Here is an 18,592-nt window from a genome sequence, read left to right on the forward strand (position 1 = left end):
GGCGAGGGCAGCGGCGGGGGAGGTCACGGGGGCGAGCGCAGAGGCGGGATACTTCACCGGCGCAAGCGCAGCGACGGGGAGTTTCACCGGCGTGTTGCCGGAACTGGTGAACATGTACGGGATCACCGAGACGACGGTGCACGTGACCCGACTGCCACTCACCCCGGACCTCGCGGCCACGTCGTCGGCGAGCGTCGTCGGCCGCGCGGTTCCGGGCCTGCGGGTCAGCGTCCTCGACAAGCGGCTGCGACCCGTACCGCCCGGTGTCGTCGGGGAGATGTACGTCTCCGGCGACCAGGTCACCCGCGGTTACCTCGGCCGACCCGACCTGACCTCGGCCCGGTTCGTCGCCGACCCGTCCGGGCGTCCGGGGCAGCGGATGTACCGCACCGGTGACCTCGCCCGCTGGAATCGGGGCGGTCGCCTCGAATACCTCGGCCGCAGCGACCTGCAGGTCAAGATCCGCGGGTTCCGCATCGAACTCGGCGAGATCGAGTCCGCCGCACTACGTTTCCCGGGAGTCGCGGCGGCTGTTGCCGTCGCCCACGACGACGGTGCGGGCCGCGTCCGGCTCGTCGAGTACGTGGTGCCCGAGCCGGGCGCGGTGATCGACCGGGGCCGGTTGCGGGAGTTCCTCGCCGCGGAGCTCGCCGCGCACATGGTGCCCGCCGCGCTCGTCGAACTCGCCGCGCTGCCGCGGACCGTCAACGGGAAACTGGACCGGAAGGCGTTGCCGGAACCGGACTTCGGGGAGAGTGCGGGCACGGGCCGCGACCCCGCCACCGCCGCCGAAGCCACCCTCACCGGACTGTTCGCGGAGGTCCTCGGCCTCGACCGCGTCGGAGTGGACGACTCCTTCTTCGCGCTCGGCGGCGACAGCATCATGTCCATCCAGTTGGTGGCCCGCGCCAAGGACGCCGGACTGCACCTGACGCCGAGGCAGGTGTTCGAGCACAAGACGGTCGCAGCGCTCGCCGCCGTCGCCGAATCCGGCGACGCGGCCGCGCCTGCACTGGAGGAACTGCCCGGTGGAGGTGTCGGGGAGTTCCCGGCCACCCCGATCGTGCGCTGGCTCCTCGACCGCGCCGACAGCGCAGGCACCGGCGACATCGGCCGGTACACGCAGACCGCGCTGCTGACGCTGCCGGACACCGACGGCGACCACCTCGCCCGCGCGCTCGGCGCGGTCGTCGACCGGCACGACATGCTCCGTGCCCGCCTCGACCGCACCACCCGGACGGTGACCGTCCCCGCACCGGGCACGGTGGACGTCGCGTCGCTGCTGACCCGGGTGCCCGTCGACACCGTCACCGGCGCCGCGTTCGAGCGGATCGCCGACACCGAACTCGCCGCCGCCGCAGGCCGCCTCGACCCCGAAGCCGGGGTACTCCTGCAGGCCGTCCACTTCGAGCCGCCCGCCGGTCCCGGACGGCTGTTGCTCGTCGTGCACCATCTCGCCGTCGACGGCGTGTCCTGGCGCATCCTGGTGCCCGACCTCGCGGTCGCGTGGGCGCGGCTCACCGGGGGAGGGACCGTCGACCTGCCGCCGGTGGGCACGTCGATGCGGCGGTGGGCGCACGCACTCGCCGACACCGACCGCAGCACCGAAACCGACTACTGGCGGGGTGTCCTGGCCGGACCGGATCCGCTGCTCGGCGCCCGGGCCCTCGACCCGTCCCAGGACGTGGCCGGGACCCTCGACCGGATCCGCGTCGACGTCCCACCCGACGTCACCGAGGCCCTGCTCACCGCCGTCCCCGAGGCCTTCCACGGCGGCGTCGGTGACGGCCTGCTCACCGCGCTCGCGATGGCACTGACGCGGTGGCGCGCCGACCGCGGGCAGTCCCACAGCGACGCGCTGGTCACCCTCGAGGGGCACGGCCGCGAAACGGCCGTCACGGACACGGACGGAAGGGGAGGCCCCGACCTGTCCCGGACCGTCGGCTGGTTCACCTCGATGCATCCGGTCCGGCTCGACCTCAGCGGCATCGACGTCGACGAGGCCTTCGACGCCGGGCCGGCCGCGGGCGACGCGATCAAGGCCGTCAAGGAACAGGTGCTCGCCGCACCCGACCACGGCATCGGGTTCGGGTTGCTGCGGTACCCGGTGACGGGCGACTCGCCGCTGGCGGGCACCCGGACACCACAGGTCAGCTTCAACTACCTCGGCCGGCTCGCCGGCGGCACCGACCCCGGCGCGGCGTGGATGCCGGTCGCCGATGTCACCCTCGACGACGCACCGCCGCCGCAGCTGCCCGTCACCGCCGTCCTCGACGTCAACGCCGTCACCCTCGGCGGCCCCGACGGTCCGCGCCTGCGCGCCACCTGGGACTTCCCGACGGGGGTGCTGTCCGCGGAGGAGGTCGCCCTGCTGGCGGAGCTGTGGGTCGAGGCGCTGGGCGCCGTCGCCCGCCACGCCACCGATCCGGCGTCCGGCGGGCTCACCCCGTCCGACCTCGACCTGGTGAACCTCGACCAGGTCGCCATCGACGACCTCGAGCAGCGCTACCCGACGCTGACGGACGTGTGGTCGCTCGGCCCGCTGCAGGCGGGGCTGCTGTTCCAGTCGCGGCTGTCCGAGCACACCACCGACCCGTACGTCGTGCAGCTGACCCTCGACCTGCGCGGAACCGTCGACGCCGACCGGATGCGCCGCGCCGGGCAGGCGCTGCTGGACCGGCACCCGAATCTGCGGGCCGGGTTCGTCGTCGACGACGCGGGCCGCGCCGCGCAGGTGGTGCCCGCGCACGTCGTCCTGCCGTGGTCGGTGACCGACCTGACCGGCGACCCGAACACCGCGGAGGACCGGTTCACCGCGCTGCTCGACGCCGATCGCATCGCCGGCTTCGACATGGCGGCACCGCCGCTGCTGCGGATGCACCTGGTGACGGCGGCGCCGGGGGAGTACCGGCTGGTGCTGACGAACCATCACATCCTTCTCGACGGCTGGTCGACACCGCTGATCCTGCGGGACCTGCTCACCCTGTACGCGACCGACGGCGACCCGGCCGCGCTGCCGCGCGTGCGGCCCTACCGCGACTACCTGCGGTGGCTCGCCGGACACGACCCGGAGGCTTCGACCGGGGTGTGGCGGGACCTGTTCGCCGACGTCGGCGAACCGACCCTGCTCGCGCCGACCGCCCCCGGCGACCCCACCCCGGCCGGGTCCCACGAGTACGCGACGACGCTGCCCACCGACGCAGCCGACCGGGTGCGTGCGCTCGCCCGCGCCCACGGCGTGACCGTGAACACCGTCGTCCAGGCGGCGTGGGGGTTCGTGCTGGGCGCGCTCACCGGGCGAAGCGACGTCGTCTTCGGCGCCACCGTCTCGGGTCGGCCACCGCAGATCCCCGGCATCGAGGCGATGGTCGGGCTGTTCATCACCACGATCCCCGTCCGCGTGACCCTCGACCCCGCCGAGACCCTCGCCGGCCTCCTCGAACGGGTGCAGTCCGAGCAGGCGGCCCTGCTCGACCACCATCTGCTCGGCCTGCCCGGCATCCAACAGGCCGCCGGTCCCGGCGCCGTGTTCGACACCCTGACCGTCTTCGAGTCCTATCCCGTCGACCGGGCCGGCCTCACTGCCGAGACGGACATCGCCGGGATGCGTGTCACCGACGTCCACGGCCGCGACTCCGCCCATTACCCCCTCGCGCTCGTCGTCTCCGACACCGGCGACCTCAACCTCAAGTTCGAGTACTCCGAGGTGTTCGGACGCGGCGAGGTCGCCGTCATCGCGGACCGGGTGCGGCGGATGCTGCTGCGCTTCGCCTACGCCCCCGACACGCGCATCGCGCAGGCACACGCCCTCGACGCCGCCGAAGCCGTCGACCTGCTGCCCGTCGCCGGCCCGGCCGGGCGGTCGATCCGGACGTTGCCGCAGATCCTCGCCGACGGCGCCGCCCTCGACCCGGACGCGGTCGCGGTGACGTCCGCCGGCCACGACGTCACGTACCGCGACCTCGACGAGCGGTCCAACCGGCTCGCGCGGGTCCTGATCGGCCTCGGCGCCCGCCCGGAGTCGTTCGTCGCGGTCGGTGTCGCCCGCTCCGTGGAGTCGGTGCTGTGCATGTGGGCGGTCGCCAAGACCGGGGCCGCCTTCGTCCCAATCGACCCGACGTACCCGGCGGACCGCATCACCCACATGCTCACCGACTCCGGCGCCACCGTCGGCCTCGCCCTGTCCGGCCACCGCGGCGCCCTGCCCGACTCCGTGCCGTGGCTCCACCTCGACGACCCCGAGTTCGCGGCCCGGTGCGCACGCGAGTCCGCGGCCCCGATCACCGACGCCGACCGGTCCGCCCCGATCGCCCTCACCAACGCCGCGTACCTGGTGTACACGTCGGGGTCGACGGGAACCCCGAAGGGTGTCGTCGTCACCCACACCGGCCTCGACAACTTCGCCCGCGACCAGCTCGACCGATTCCACGCCGCCCCCGGATCCCGGACCCTGCACTTCTCCACCCCCAGCTTCGACGGATCCGTCTTCGAGTACCTGCAGGCGTTCGGTGCGGGCGCGACGATGGTGATCGCCCCGACCACCGTGTACGGCGGCACCGAACTCGCGCAGCTCGTCAAGTCCGAACGCGTCACCCACGCGTTCGTCACCACCGCAGCCCTCGCCACCGTCGACCCCGCGGGCCTCGACGAGTTCACCGACGTCGTCTTCGGCGGGGAGGCATGCCCACCCGACCTCGTGACGCGGTGGGCCGCGGCCGATCCGACCGCCCCCGGCGCGCGTCGCCTGCACAACGCGTACGGGCCGACGGAGACGACGGTGATGTCGAACATCAGCGCACCGATGTCCCCGGACCGCCCCATCACCCTCGGCGGACCCGTCCGCGGCGTCCAGGAACTCGTCCTCGGCGACCATCTGCAGCCGGTCCCGGTCGGCGCGCCCGGCGAGCTGTACATCTGCGGTGTCGGCCTGGCCCGCGGCTACCACCAGCGGCCCGGGTTCACCGCGAGCCGGTTCGTCGCCCACCCGTACGCGCCGGGGCAGCGGATGTACCGCACCGGCGACCTGGTCCGCTGGACCCGCAGCGACGACGGGTACACCCTCGAATACCTCGGGCGCACCGACTTCCAGGTCAAGATCCGCGGGTTCCGCATCGAACTCGGCGAGATCGACACCGCCCTGATGGCGCAGCCGGGCGTCGGGTTCGCCGTCACCCTCGCCGTCCCCGGACCGTCCGGGGACACCGCCATCGCCGCGTACGTCCTGCCCGCCACCGGTCACCGCATCGACCCCGCCGACCTCACCGCCGGCCTGTCCCGGCACCTGCCGAGCCACATGGTGCCCGCCGCGATCACCGTCCTCGACGAGATTCCCCTGACCCCCGTCGGCAAACTGGACCGCCGGGCCCTGCCCGCACCCCTGTTCGACCTCGCCGGAGCCGACTACGCGGCGCCGTCGACCCCCCGCGAACGGGCCGTCGCCGACGTGTTCGCGGAGGTCCTCGGACGCGACCGGGTCGGCCTCGACGACGACTTCTTCGACATCGGCGGCAACTCGCTCGTCGCGACCCGCGTCACCGCACGCCTCGGCGCCGTCCTCGGCGTCACCGTCGGCGTCCGCGCCCTGTTCGAGGCACCGACGGTGCGCGCCCTCGCCCGCGCCCTCGACGACGCCGACCACGTCACCGCCGACGGCTCCGCGCCCCGGCCCGCGCTCGTCGCGGGCCCGCGACCCGACCACATCCCGATCTCGCTGGCGCAGCAGCGGATGTGGTTCCTCAACCAGTTCGACACCACGTCCCCGGCCTACAACATCCCGCTCGCCGTCCGGCTCACCGGCGACCTCGACGTCCCCGCGCTGCGGGCTGCCGTCACCGACGTCGTGGACCGGCACGAATCGCTGCGGACACTGTTCCCCGTCGTCGACGGGGCACCGACGCAGCGGATCGTCGACACCGCCGACGCGCTCACCGAGTTCGTCGAGGACACCGTGGCCGCCGAGGACGTGACCGATCGCATCGCGGCGTTCGCCGCCACCGGATTCGACGTCAGCGCCGCCGTCCCCGTCCGCGCCGCCCTGTACACCCTCACCGGCACCGGACACACCGACGCCGAGCACGTCCTGGTGGTGGTCGTGCACCACATCAGCGCCGACGGTTTCTCGCTCGCCACCCTGGCCCGCGACGTGATGACCGCCTACCTCGCCCGCACCGACCGCTCCGAGGGGGCGGGTGCGGCACCGCAGTGGGCGCCGCTGCCCGCGCAGTACGCCGACTACACCCTGTGGCAGCACGCCGTCCTCGGCTCCGACGCCGACGAGCACTCCCTGATCAGCAGGCAGTGGCGGTACTGGCGAGACGCCCTCGCGGGCCTGCCCGACGTGCTGACCCTGCCCACCGACCGGCCTCGTCCGCTGCAGCAGACGATGCGCGGGGACCGCGTCGAATTCGCCGTGCCCGCCGACGTGCACCGCGCCGTCGCCGACCTGGCCCACTCCACCGGTTCGTCGGTGTTCATGGCCGTCCACGCCGCGTACGCGCTGATGCTCGCCCGGCTCGCCGACACCGACGACGTCGCCGTCGGCACCCCCATCGCCGGACGCGGAGATCCGGCGCTCGACGAGATGATCGGCATGTTCGTCGGCACCCTGGTGCTGCGCACCCGCATCGACCCCGGGGTCTCCTTCAGCGACCTGCTCGGCGAGGTCCGCGACCACGACCTCGACGCGTTCGCGCACGCCGACCTGCCGTTCGAACTGCTCGTCGAGAAGCTGAACCCGCCGCGCTCGACGGCGTACTCGCCGCTGTTCCAGGTGTCCCTCGAGTTCCAGAACACGCAGACCCCGCACCTCGAACTGCCCGGCCTGACCGCCTCCGCCGTCGACATCTCCACCCGGGTCGCGAAGGAGGATCTCGAACTGATCCTCGCGGAACGGTTCGACGACGACGGCGCCCCCGCCGGGATGACCGCCGCGTTCGACTACGCCACCGACCTGTTCGACCCCGGCACCGTCCGCGATCTCGCCGACCGGTTCGTGCGGATCCTGCGGGCCGTCACCGCCGACCCGGCGTGCCCCGTCGGGGACGTCGGCATCCTCGGGCCCGTCGAGCTCGCCGAGTACGCACCCGCCCAGGGCCGCACCTCCCGGACCCCGCGGGTGTGGCCGGACCTGCTCGCCGCCGCCGCGGCGGTCCAACCCGACGCCGTCGCCGTCACCTTCCGGGACACGGTCGTCACCTACCGCGACCTCGACGTCCGGTCGACGCGGCTGGCCCGCGCCCTCATCGCCCGCGGCGTCGGCCCGGAGACCTTCGTCGCGCTCGGCCTGACCCGGTCCGTGGAGGAGGTCGTGTCGATCTGGGCGGTCGCCAAGGCCGGTGCATCCTTCGTGCCCGTCGACCCGACATACCCGAGCGAACGCATCGAGTACATGCTGCGGGACTCCGCGGCCGTCATCGGCCTGACCGTCGCCGGGCACCGCGACCGGCTGCCCGACACCGTGCCGTGGCTCGAATTCGACGACGCCCTCGCCGCCGAACTGCGGTCGTACCCTGACGATCCCGTCACCGATGCCGACCGGACGCTGCCGCTGCACCTCGCGCACCCCGCGTACCTGATCTACACGTCCGGATCGACCGGTCTGCCGAAGGGTGTCGTCATTACCCACCGCGGCATCGCGAACCTCACCGCCGAGGAACACGACCGGTTCACCGTGACACCCCAGTCGCGGGTCTCGCACCTGGCGTCCCCCAGCTTCGACGCGTCCGTGTTCGAGCTGATGATGGCGTTCAGCGCGGGCGCGCGGGTGGTGATCGTGCCCCCGACGATCTTCGGCGGCACCGAACTCGCCGACCTGCTGCGTCGCGAACACGTCACCCACGCGTTCATCACCCCGACCGCGCTGTCGTCGATGGACGACGACGGGCTGGGCGACCTCGAGGTCCTCGCCGTCGCCGGTGAGGCCTGCCCACCCGAACTCGTCGCGAAATGGGCACGGAACCGGAGGATGTTCAACGGCTACGGACCCACCGAGACCACCATCCAGGCCAGCGTCAGCGACCCGATGAGCGCCGGGGAGATAGTCGACATCGGCCGCCCCGCAATCGGTTTCGAGGAAATGATCCTCGACACCCGGCTGCATCCGGTCCCGGTCGGTGTGCCCGGTGAGCTGTACATCTCCGGCCCCGGCCTGGCCCGCGGCTACCACCACCGGCCCGGGCTGACGGCGGGACGGTTCGTCGCCAACCCGTTCGGGGCGCCGGGCGCCACCATGTACCGGACCGGCGACGTCGTGCGCTGGCGGGTTCCCGCAGGCGGGCGGGCCCGGGTGGAGTACCTGGGGCGCAGCGACTTCCAGGTCAAGGTCCGCGGGTTCCGCATCGAGCTCGGCGAGATCGACGCCGTCCTCGCCGGACATCCCGCGCTCGGATTCGCCGCCACCATCGGCTACACCGCGCCGACCGGGGGCACCCTGCTCGCCGCCTACGTCGTCGGGGTGGAGGGGATGCATCCCGACCCGGGGGAGATCCGCGCCTACGCCGCGGCCCGGCTGCCCGCGCACATGGTGCCCGCCGCCGTCACCGTCCTCGACCATGCCCCGATGACCCCGGTCGGCAAACTCGACCGCCGAGCCCTGCCCGCACCCGAGTTCGGTTCCCGCGCCGACCTGTACGAGGCGCCGACCACCCCGACGGAACGGTCCGTCGTCGCCGTGTTCGAGCAGATCCTCGGCGTCGATCGGGTCGGGGTCGCGGACAGCTTCTTCGACCTCGGCGGCAACTCCATCGTCGCGACCCGACTGGTCACGGAGATCGCATCCCGGCTCGGCCGGCGGCTGCCCCTGCAGGCCGTGTTCCTCGACCCCACCCCGCGCGGGATGGCACACGCCCTCGACGAACCGGGCGCGGCCGCCGACGGGGAGACGGGCGGCACCGCCACCGTCGACCAGGCACTCAGTGTGCTGATCCCGCTGCGCACCCAGGGCACCAAGGCGCCCCTGTTCTGTGTGCACCCCGGCATCGGACTGTCCTGGGGCTACGCCGGTCTGGTGCGGTACCTGTCGAGCGATCGCCCCGCCTACGGCCTGCAGCTACCCGTCATCAGCGGCGGACCGAGCTTCACCTCCGTCGCCGACCTCGCCCACCGGTACGTGCAGGAGATCGTCACGGTCCGGCCGCACGGCCCGTACCACCTGCTGGGCTGGTCCCTCGGCGGTGTCATCGCGCACGCCATCGCCGTCGAACTCCGTTCCCGTGGCGAGGTCGTCGAAACCCTCGCCGTGATGGACAGTTTCGTCGGGATCGACGAGGACACCCCGGACCGCCTCACCGTCGCCGAACTACTGCACGGCCTCGGTCTCGATCTGCCCGACGCCGGAGACGACCTGACCTACGAGACCGCCGCCGACCTACTGGACCGGTCGTTCGGGCAGGAGACCGGGCTGACCGCCGCGCACCTGCAACGCATCAACGCGGGCTTCACCGACTCCGCCCGGATCATGCGCAGTTTCACCCCCGACCTCTTCGACGGGGACCTGCTGTTCTTCCGCGCGCAGCGCTCCGACGGCGACCGCTCACCGCAGGAGTGGCGCGACGCCGTCACCGGTGGCATCCGCGAGGTCGCCGTCGACTGCGAACACAACCAGATGATCGAACCCGACGTGCTCGCAGTCGTCGGCCCGGTCCTCGACCGCTATCTCATCGCGCACTGACGGAGACGCGCAGCCCGCCGAACCCGAGTGGACGCCCCGCGTTCTCGCGGACCCGTGTTTCGCGGTGCCGCGTCGCGGGAACCCCCCGACTGCACCGCACCCAACACCCACAGAGGAGGTTTACATGAGCGCGATCGACAAGGCCAAGAACAAGGCCGAAGAACTGGCAGGCAAGGCCAAGAAGAAGGTCGGAGAGGCCACCGGCGACGACCGGACCGAAGCCGAAGGCCGCCGGGACGAGGCGAAGGGAAACATCAAGCAGGCGGGCGAGAAGGTCAAGGACACCTTCAAGGATTGAGCTTTCCCCGACAGGAGGGTGGCCGGCGACGTTACGTCGCCGGCCCCCGTATGACCGTCGAGCGATCAGACAGCGACGACGGTCGCGCGCCTTCCCACCCCGCAGATCGCGAGGTGGCGCCGCGTCTGACGCCCGCAGAGCACCACCATCCGCCCACCCCGGGCGGTGAGGACGGCCGCGGCCGTGTCGATCACCGATATCGCGGTGCAGCCCACGAACGGCACGTCCCGCAGGTCCAGCACCGCCGTGCGTCGGTGGATCAACTCTTCACCCAGCCGTGCACGAAGTGCGGGCGCGGAAGCGGCGTCGAGGTCGCCGGACACACGCACGACGACGTACCCCTCGTCGGGTTCGCCCACCTCGATGGTCGGCGTCCGACTGCCGTTGCCGACCGTCGTGAACTCTTCGGGCGTGAACTCTGCTGTCGTGGATTCCGCCGCCGCGGACTGGGCATCCTCCACGGACAGGGCTAAAAGCATGGGCGCGGCAGTGGGGTAGGCGCCGTTCACACCGGGTATTCGATTCATGGCACGCTCCGTCGTCCGATCGCGGAACCGTGGGATCGACGCGTGCAACGGTCGAGCGCCACGGAAACCTGGATGTCGCCTCGGCTGTGCTCTCAACCGCCTTCCAGCCTAGACCCCCTCTCGCTCGGTGGCGTCGGACCCGACCGCAGGCGTGCCAGTGCCCGGCCGTGATCCGCCTGCTCGGCTCGCCGGCACCGTCGGCGCGTGCTCCACGTTTCCGACCGTGACCCCGGGGGTATCCGGGGGGGTAGACGCCAGTCCACCGGGAGGCTCACGTGCGGATTCACAGTCACTGCCTGGACCGTCCCCTGGTCGAGTCCACCGGTGGGCACCTGCCCCGGCACGGCCCCACCGTCCTGGCCGTCACCGGTGACATCGACCGGCTCGACGCCGCCGACTTCGCCACCGACCTCGCCCTGGCGATCACCGACGCCGTGCGCACCCTCGTGGTCGACCTCACCCACATGGGGTCCGTTGAATCAGCGGCGGGACAGACACTCGTGGACGCACTCCTCGACGCGCAGGGCCGCGCCGACCGCAGCGGTGTGGCGCTGCTGTTGGTGCCCGACGAGGCAACGTGGCGGCACGCCATGAACCTTCCCGGGGGCCCGACGAGCCATTTCCGCTGCCACGCCACGGTGCGCGAGGCCGTCGAGGCGCGCGCCGCCGAACTGTCCGCGCACGCCGACCTCGACTACGGCGTCGGGCGTCGTCCCCGCGACTGAGTGCGCGCACCGCCGGATACGGGGTGCCCGAACCGGTCGAGGAGCCGGTCGACCGCACTGCAGTTCTCGACGAGTCGTCGCCGCTCGGGATCGTCGGCGACCTCCCGCAGCATGTCGTCGGCGCCGGGAACCGCCTCGGCGCGCAGAATCGCTCGCCACACCCGAAAATCCGTCGCGGTGAACGCGTCGACGCCGGCCCGCAGCTCCGCGGCGAGGGTACGTCTGTCCTGTTCGTCGAGTGCGTCGTGGACGAGAGTCACCATCTCCACCGCCACCGACGCGTGCGCGGTCTCGTCACGGCGGTGCAGCGCCACCGTCGCCTGATGCACCGGCTGGATGGACCTGTCGTCGGCGATGAGAGCGAGGTAGTCACCGATGGACGTCTCCGCCACCGCCGCCCGGGCCAGCGTCGCCAGGGCCGCCTCCCGGGGCGAGGCAGCGCGCGTCACCGCGGCACGGTACGCCCGCACCGTCCCCGATTCCGGGAGCGCCGCATCCGGCAACGCCCAGCCGCGGGCGCGGCGCGTGAGCGCGGACCCGTTCAGGTGCATCAGCGTGTGGTACTCCTCGTCGACCATCGCCTGCACCACGGCGGCGCGTGCCGCATCGGAGAAGCCGGTGCCGAACGCGTCCCGGAACAGCAACCCGAACGCGGGCGTGACGAGGTCCTGTTCCATGTCGACGACGTTCTTGTTGTAGGCGATCCACCCCCACGCCCGGAGCCGCGCCCGGGCGCCGTCGTCGAGGTTCTCGTACACCGGGTGGCCCGCGAACGGCAGCAACCCATCCGGGTAGTCCGTGCGGGCGGGGTCGTACAGGTCGTCCATCGTGGGCACGTCGAGGTCCGGTTCGGTGCGGCGCACGGTGGCCCGGCGCGGCCAGCTGCGGACCAGACCGCGGATCACCGCCGACTCCACCGCGTTGTCGGCGTCGTACTCGGGCAGTCGGCCCGTCACCGCACCGTGCTCACTCACCGCACCGTGCTCACTCACCGCACCGTGCTCACTCATCGAACCGTGCTCACTCATCGAACCGTGCTCACTCATCGCACCGTGTCCTCGAACAGCCGGGCGCACAGCGCCGCGTAGTCGTCGGCGCGGTCGCCGAGCGGGACCCGGGCACGGGCGAGCAGGGCGGCGAAGTCGTCGATATCGCCGACCGCGGCGTCCGACACCCGGGACACGGCCCGCACCAGCGCATCCCGCGCCGCCGACGCGTACGGGTTCGCGAGCTGCACGTCCCGGTACACCTCGGGGGTGCCGCCGGTGACGCGGGCCAGCAGCGCCGACATCGTCGCGAACGGCGGTGTCGCGAGGGCCGCGGCCTCGTCGGCGTCGACACCGAGATCGGTCAGCGCCCACCCGAACGCCAGCACCGCCGCGTGGGTGAGCGCCTGCAGCGCCGCGCACACGCGGTCGTGCCGGTCCGCGGTCGTCACCTCCACCCGCGCACCCCACCTCGCCAGATCGGCGAGCACCCTGTCCGCGGCGGGTCCGCCGTGGTGCACGACGACCGCGACGGCCCGGCCCCGCATGTCCAGGGACGGCGCGAACATCGGGTTCACCCCGACGACAGGTTCCGCGGCGCCCGCGACGGCGGCGGAGAACCGTGATTTCACCGACAGTGTCTCGACCAGCACCGCCTCCGGTTTCATCGTGGCCCTCACCGCCCCGGCCGCGGTAAGGGCCACGTCCTCCGGTACCGCGAGTACGACGACGTCGGCGCGGCGCAGCAGTTCCGTCACCACGGTGTCGGGGGAGGCGACGTCGTCACCGGACGCGGCGTCGACCACCTCGACGGCCGCGCCGTCCGCGCGCCACAGGTCCACCAGCATCGTCCCCACCGCGCCCGCGCCGCCGACGACGACCACCGTGCGGGCGTCCGGGGCGGCGATCTCCGCCACGTCGTCGTCGGTCACGGCGAACTCTCGTCGGCGACCGACAGGGCGCGCCGGGCCGCCAACGCCTTGACCATCGTCTCCTCGAACTCGTCTTCCGGGTCGGACAGTGCGACGATCGCGCCACCCACCCCGAACGTGACCTCGTCGGCGGTGACGACCATCGTCCGGATCACAATCGACAGGTCGGCGGTCCCCGTCAGCGAGAAGTAGCCGATGGCGCCGGAGTACACGCCCCGCGGTCCCGCCTCGAGCTTGTCGATGATCTCCATCGTCCGTACCTTCGGGGCGCCCGTCATCGAGCCGCCGGGGAACGCCGCCCGAACGCACTCGACGGCGGACACGCCCTCGCGCAGGGTGCCGCGGACCGTCGACACCAGTTGGTGCACGGGTGCATACGTCTCGACGTCGAACAGCACCGGCACGTGCACCGACCCCGGCACGCACACTCGCGACAGGTCGTTGCGCACCAGGTCGACGATCATCAGGTTCTCCGACCGGTCCTTCTCACTGACCAGCAGATCGTTGCGCAACGCCCGGTCCTGCTCGGCGTCCGCCGACCGCGGCCGAGTGCCCTTGATCGGCTTCGACTCCACCGTGCCGTCCGCCCCGACCCGCAGGAACCGTTCGGGTGACGCGCTGAGCACCGACATGCCCGAGAACTGCAGCAGCGCGCTGTACGGCATCGGGCTGACATCCCGCAGGCACGAATACCCGGACACGACATCGAGCCTGCAGTGCACCGTCGCGGCGTTCGTCAGGCACACCTCGTACGACTCTCCGGACCGGATCTCCGCCAGGCACTGTTCGATCAGCCCCAGGTAGGTCGAACGGTCGTGCCGGAACATCACGGGAACGTCGTGCGACCTCGGGGTCAGCGGGGGAGCGGCGCCGGTCGATGCGGCACGGTCGTCGCCGAGCGCCCGTATGGTCGTCGCCGTGTCCTGCAGCCACCGCGCCGTCTCGGGATCTGCGGCGTCGACGGGGTCGAGTGCGAGCAGGTACACGCATCCGGCGTCGTGGTCGATCACCACGGCGCGGTCCGCGAACACCAGTGCGGCGTCGGCCTGTTCGGATGCGTGCGCCAGCTGTCCGACGGTGTCCGCCTTGAGTTCGTAGCCGAGGTACCCGACGTAGCCGAGGCAGAAGCCGAACGGAAGATCCGACCGCGGCGCCACCGACCGTTCCCGCAGCCGCGCATCGAGGTAGTCGAACAGGTTGCTTCGGATCTCCTCCGCCGATCCGTCCGAATGTTCGACTCGGACAGCCGTTTCCGTGACCTTGTAGGTGATGTACTCCGCCCGCGGCCCGGAACAGTCACCCATCACCGAGAACCGGCCATCCGCTTCGTTCGCTCCCGACCCGTCCAGCCAGTAGCTGTTCGGCCCGGCCGCGAACACCCGCTCGTACACCGCCTTCGGGTCCGGGGCCAGTTCCACCCGTACCGCCCGCACCCGGAACGGATGCGTCGTCGTGGCGAGGTCCGGACGCGGCGGCGGGGGCAGCGGTCGCCGCGCCCTGATCGGTGTTGCCGCCGCGAAATTGGCGAGAAGCTCACGCCCGTACTCGGTGCAGATCGACTCCGGGTGGAACTGCACACCCCACAGCGGGCGTTCCCGGTGCCGCACCGCCATCAGCACCCCGTCGTCCGACCACGCCTGCGCCACCAGTTCGTCCGAGATCTCCTCGACGGCCAGCGAGTGGTAGCGGACCGCATCGAACGGCGACGGCAGACCCGCGAACAGTCCCTTCCCGTCGTGGTGCACCGCGCTGATCCGGCCGTGCCTCGGCTGCGGCGCCGTCACGACGGGACTCCCGAACAGATGGCACAACCCCTGATGACCCAGGCACACGCCGAGCACCGGCAATCCGCTGTCCGTCAACGCCTGCGCGCTGATCCCGAAGTCGCGACTGCGGTCCGGCCGCCCCGGGCCAGGGGAGACCACCACGTTGTCGAACTCCGACAGGCTCACCGAGGACCACGGCTCATCGTTGGCAACCACCACCGGCGCGGTGCCGTTGACCTCAGTCAACAACGCGTACAGGTTGTACGTGAACGAGTCGTAGTTGTCGATCAGCAGTGTCCGCACGCGATGTCCCTCAGCTTTCCTCCGCCGGGTCGTCCACGATCAGGTCCTCGAGCCGGCAGGTTTCCGCGATCAGCAGGTCGTAGAGGTCGCGGAGGAATTTCGGGGACACGTCGTGGTCGAGTGCGTACCGGTGGGCGTGCTCGTGCACCGCTCCGACGCGGAGTGGCTGCATCACCGGGATCGCGTACTTGCGTTTGATCACCGCAATCCGGGTGCAGACCTCGATCCGGGCGCGCACGTCCTCGAGGAGACGATCGTCGATCCCGTCCAACTCGGCCCGCAGGTCCGCGAGTTCACGCGCGCTCAACTCGAGTTCGGCGCTCTTCGTCGATTCGTTCACCGTTCGACCACCTTGCACTGTCCGAAAAGGTGGGCGGGCGCGGCGATCAGCCGTTCCGCGCGCTCCCACCGCTCAACCGTGCGCGGTCCACCGAGGCGAACCGCGGTCTCGACCTTTCCATGTTCCCACCTTGTGCGTCGCGGCGACGAGGTTCTCCGTTACTCGCTGGTCACGATTGGCGAACATGTCGGGTGGGCCGTCAGCGGAGGCGGAGCTGCTCACCGGGCGCCAACTCGACCGCCGTTCCGCCCGCCGCGCGGACCCGTCCGACGAAGTCGCCGCCCGGCGCCGCGAACAGCTGCGGCCGCACTGCGTCGAGCCCGATCGGCCACAGCGTCCCGAAGTGCACCGGAATCGACAGACCCGCCGTGGTCGACCTCGCGGCCAGTGCCGCCGATGCCGGGTCCATGTGACCGGGACCGAGCGTCGGCCCCCACCCCCCGACCGGGAGAAGCGCCGCATCGCACCGCGGAACCCACTCGGCCATCGCGGGATCGAACGCGGTATCCCCGGCGAAATAGGTGGTCGCCTCACCCTCGACGACGTACCCGAGCGCGGGAACGGTCCGCGGACCGCGCCGCCATCGCCTGCCGTCGTGATCCGCGGGCACCGCCCGAATCGACACCGAGCCGACCGCCGTCGCCTCACCGGGCGCGAGTTCGACGATCCGGTCACCGAACCGCCTGAGCCCGGCGAACACATCCGCCGCGCCGCGAGGCACCACGATCGGCACGTCCGCGCCCAATAGCGCCAGCGACGGCAGATGCGTGTGATCGGCGTGCAGATGCGAGAGCACCACCACGTCTGGGCGGACCGGACGGGCGAGGGGATCCTCCCCGCGGCGCCGCCGCAGATGCCCCACGCGGCCCGTCAACACGGGATCGGTCAGTACCGTCGTCGGGCCGTCCGCGATCGCGACCGTCGCGTGGCCGAGCCACCGGATGTCCACTGCCATCACACACCCCGTCGCCGCGCTTGCCCCTGCGCGTGCCTGACGACCGTAACACCGCTGCCGCCCTACGATCCGACCGTGCGCACCGTCGGAACCGTCGCCAGAGTGACCACGGAGTTCCTCGTCCTGTGGCTGGTGTCCGCCGCTGCACTGATCCTCACGGACTGGCTGCTGCCCGGCGTCCGCCTCGCCGCGGTACCGGGCGGCGGCCTCCTCGCTACGGTCCCCGCGGCGCTGACCCTGGCCCTCGTGTTCGGCGTCCTGTCGGTGGTCCTGTGGCCGCTGCTGATCCGGGCCATGCTGTGGGTGGGGCCGGCGCTGCTGTTCGTCGGGGCGTTCGCCGGGAACTGGCTGATCATGGTGATCGCGGTGTGGGTGGCGCCGCTCGCGACCGTCGACCGGTCCCGCGACCTCCTCGCCCTGGCGTTGGTGCTCTCCCTGGTCGGTTCCGGCGTCGAGGGCGCCATCGCCGCCCGCCGCAACGACACGTACCGGATGATGCTGGTGCGGCGTAACCGATCCCGTCTCCGCCGGAGTGGAACACCCGGGAGCGACACCGACCGTCCCGGACTGCTGTGCATCCAGATCGACGGCCTTGGCCACGCCGTGCTCCAGCGTGCCATCCGAGACGGCGTCGTCCCGAACCTCGCCGCGCTGGTCCACGATCGATCGCACGTCCTCACCCCGTGGCACACCGACTGGAGCAGCCAGACCGGAGCCAGCCAACTCGGAATCCTGCACGGCGACAACCACAACGTGCCCGCGTTCCGCTGGTACGACAAGACCCGCGGCGCCGTCGCCGTGTTCAGCAATCCCGCCGACAACGCCGCCCGCGAAGTCGAACGTGGGCACCTCCCCGGCCTGCTCTCCGGCGGCGACGGCGCCAGTCGCGGCAACCTGTTCACCGGCGGCGCCGCCGACAACGTCCTCGTCGTCAGCCGCATGCGCGGCGCCCGAATGGGCGGCGGCGCCGCCGGATACGCCCACTACTTCGCCGACCCGGCGGGCGCCGTCCGCACCACCGTCCGGTTCGTCGCCGAGGTGCTGAGGGAGATCCGGCAGGCCTTCCAGCAGCGTCGCCGTGATGTCACCCCACGGGTGCGGCGCGGCGGCCTCTACCCGCTGGTGCGGGCTTTCACCACCGTCGTCGAGACCGACGTCGTCGTCTCCGCCGTCGTCGGTGACCTGGTCGCGGGCAGATCCGCGATCTACGTCGATCTCGTCGGCTACGACGAGGTGTCCCACCACTCCGGGGTCGAACGCCCCGAAACCCGCGCCGTCCTGCGCAAACTCGACGCGGAGATCGGGATGATCATCGCCGTCGCCACGCAGACGGTCCGCGCGTACCGGATCGTGGTGCTCTCCGATCACGGCCAGAGTCAGGGCGCCACGTTCTCCGACCGGTACGGCGAAAGCCTCGAGCAGCTGGTGCTGCGGGCGTGCGGGGAACTTCCCTCCGCTTCCGCCCGGTCACGCGCCGCCGCGACGACAGGAACGAAGGGCCGCGGCGCCGAGGGCCTCGGCTACGTCGAAGCCAGCCTGGGTGCCGGCGCCACGGACACCTCCGCGGCCGGTCCGCCCGGAACGCCCGTGGTGCTCGCATCGGGGAACCTCGGACTGATCAGCTTCCCGGAGCGCCCGGAACGGGCCACCCGTGCCTGGATCGACGCCCGGTATCCGGGCCTGCTGCCCGCGCTCACCGCCCACCCCGGCGTCGGGTTCATCCTCGTCGGCCGCGAGGACGGCGGCTCGGTCGTCCTCGGCGACGCGGGCGCCGTCGACGTCGACACCGGGCAGGTCACCGGCCGTGATCCGCTCGCCGAGTTCGGCCCCGGCGCCCTCGACCGGGTGCGGCGCACCGACGGGTTCGACAACGTCGCCGACATCATGGTCGGCGGACGGTTCTGGCCGGACACCGGGGAGGTCGCGGCGTTCGAGGAGCAGGTCGGGTCGCACGGCGGCCTCGGCGGGCCGCAGACCACCCCGTTCCTGCTGTACCCGGCCGACCTGCCCGCACCACCGGATCCGCTGCAGGGCGCCGAGGCGGTGCACACGGTGCTCGTCGGGTGGCGCGACCGGCCCTGATGCGAGGTCGG

Annotated in this window: 10 protein-coding genes; 4 read left to right on the forward strand and 6 right to left on the reverse strand. The window is 72.0% G+C overall.

From position 1 onward, the window contains the following. Nucleotides 1-9,667: non-ribosomal peptide synthetase (locus FFS72_RS12475; protein ID WP_137874239.1), on the forward strand; the 9,667-nt coding region annotated here is incomplete at its 5' end. Nucleotides 9,668-9,791: 124 nt separating this feature from the next. After that, nucleotides 9,792-9,965, forward strand: a complete 174-nt coding sequence (locus tag FFS72_RS12480) for a CsbD family protein (RefSeq protein ID WP_137874240.1) — start codon at nt 9,792-9,794, stop codon at nt 9,963-9,965. A 65-nt stretch (nt 9,966-10,030) separates the two neighbouring features. On the opposite strand, the gene FFS72_RS12485 is transcribed toward FFS72_RS12480, so the two are convergent. Next, complete coding sequence (locus tag FFS72_RS12485; RefSeq protein WP_137874241.1) at nt 10,031-10,492, reverse strand: STAS domain-containing protein; 462 nt, start codon at nt 10,490-10,492, stop codon at nt 10,031-10,033. Between the two features lie 275 nt (nt 10,493-10,767). On the opposite strand from FFS72_RS12485, the gene FFS72_RS12490 reads away from it, so the two are divergent. Further along, nucleotides 10,768-11,217: an STAS domain-containing protein gene (locus tag FFS72_RS12490; RefSeq protein WP_137874242.1), complete on the forward strand. Its 450-nt coding sequence runs from the start codon at nt 10,768-10,770 to the stop codon at nt 11,215-11,217. On the opposite strand, the gene FFS72_RS12495 is transcribed toward FFS72_RS12490, so the two are convergent. The 5 genes from FFS72_RS12495 to FFS72_RS12515 form a co-directional block, all read right to left on the reverse strand. Further along, nucleotides 11,187-12,173 carry a diiron oxygenase gene (locus tag FFS72_RS12495; protein WP_137874334.1) on the reverse strand — a complete coding sequence of 329 codons (987 nt, stop codon included), beginning with the start codon at nt 12,171-12,173 and terminating at the stop codon, nt 11,187-11,189. The genes FFS72_RS12490 and FFS72_RS12495 overlap by 31 nt on opposite strands. 86 nt (nt 12,174-12,259) lie before the next feature. After that, nucleotides 12,260-13,051 carry a prephenate dehydrogenase dimerization domain-containing protein gene (locus FFS72_RS12500; protein WP_137874335.1) on the reverse strand — a complete coding sequence of 264 codons (792 nt, stop codon included), beginning with the start codon at nt 13,049-13,051 and terminating at the stop codon, nt 12,260-12,262. Between the two features lie 80 nt (nt 13,052-13,131). Continuing rightward, nucleotides 13,132-15,204, reverse strand: a complete 2,073-nt coding sequence (gene pabB, locus FFS72_RS12505) for an aminodeoxychorismate synthase component I (protein WP_137874243.1) — start codon at nt 15,202-15,204, stop codon at nt 13,132-13,134. A 10-nt stretch (nt 15,205-15,214) separates the two neighbouring features. After that, the gene (locus FFS72_RS12510) at nt 15,215-15,544 is read right to left on the reverse strand and encodes a chorismate mutase family protein (RefSeq protein WP_137874244.1); all 330 of its coding nucleotides are present in this window, start codon (nt 15,542-15,544) and stop codon (nt 15,215-15,217) included. 199 nt (nt 15,545-15,743) lie between these two features. Beyond that, complete coding sequence (locus tag FFS72_RS12515) at nt 15,744-16,499, reverse strand: MBL fold metallo-hydrolase (RefSeq protein WP_137874245.1); 756 nt, start codon at nt 16,497-16,499, stop codon at nt 15,744-15,746. Between the two features lie 75 nt (nt 16,500-16,574). Here FFS72_RS12515 and FFS72_RS12520 point away from each other — a divergent pair, with 75 nt between their 5' ends. Then, complete coding sequence (locus FFS72_RS12520; RefSeq protein ID WP_137874246.1) at nt 16,575-18,581, forward strand: phage holin family protein; 2,007 nt, start codon at nt 16,575-16,577, stop codon at nt 18,579-18,581. The last annotated feature ends 11 nt before the right edge of the window (nt 18,582-18,592 follow it).

It is taken from the genome of Rhodococcus sp. Q (genome assembly GCF_005503035.1).
Lineage (GTDB): Bacteria > Actinomycetota > Actinomycetes > Mycobacteriales > Mycobacteriaceae > Rhodococcus_G.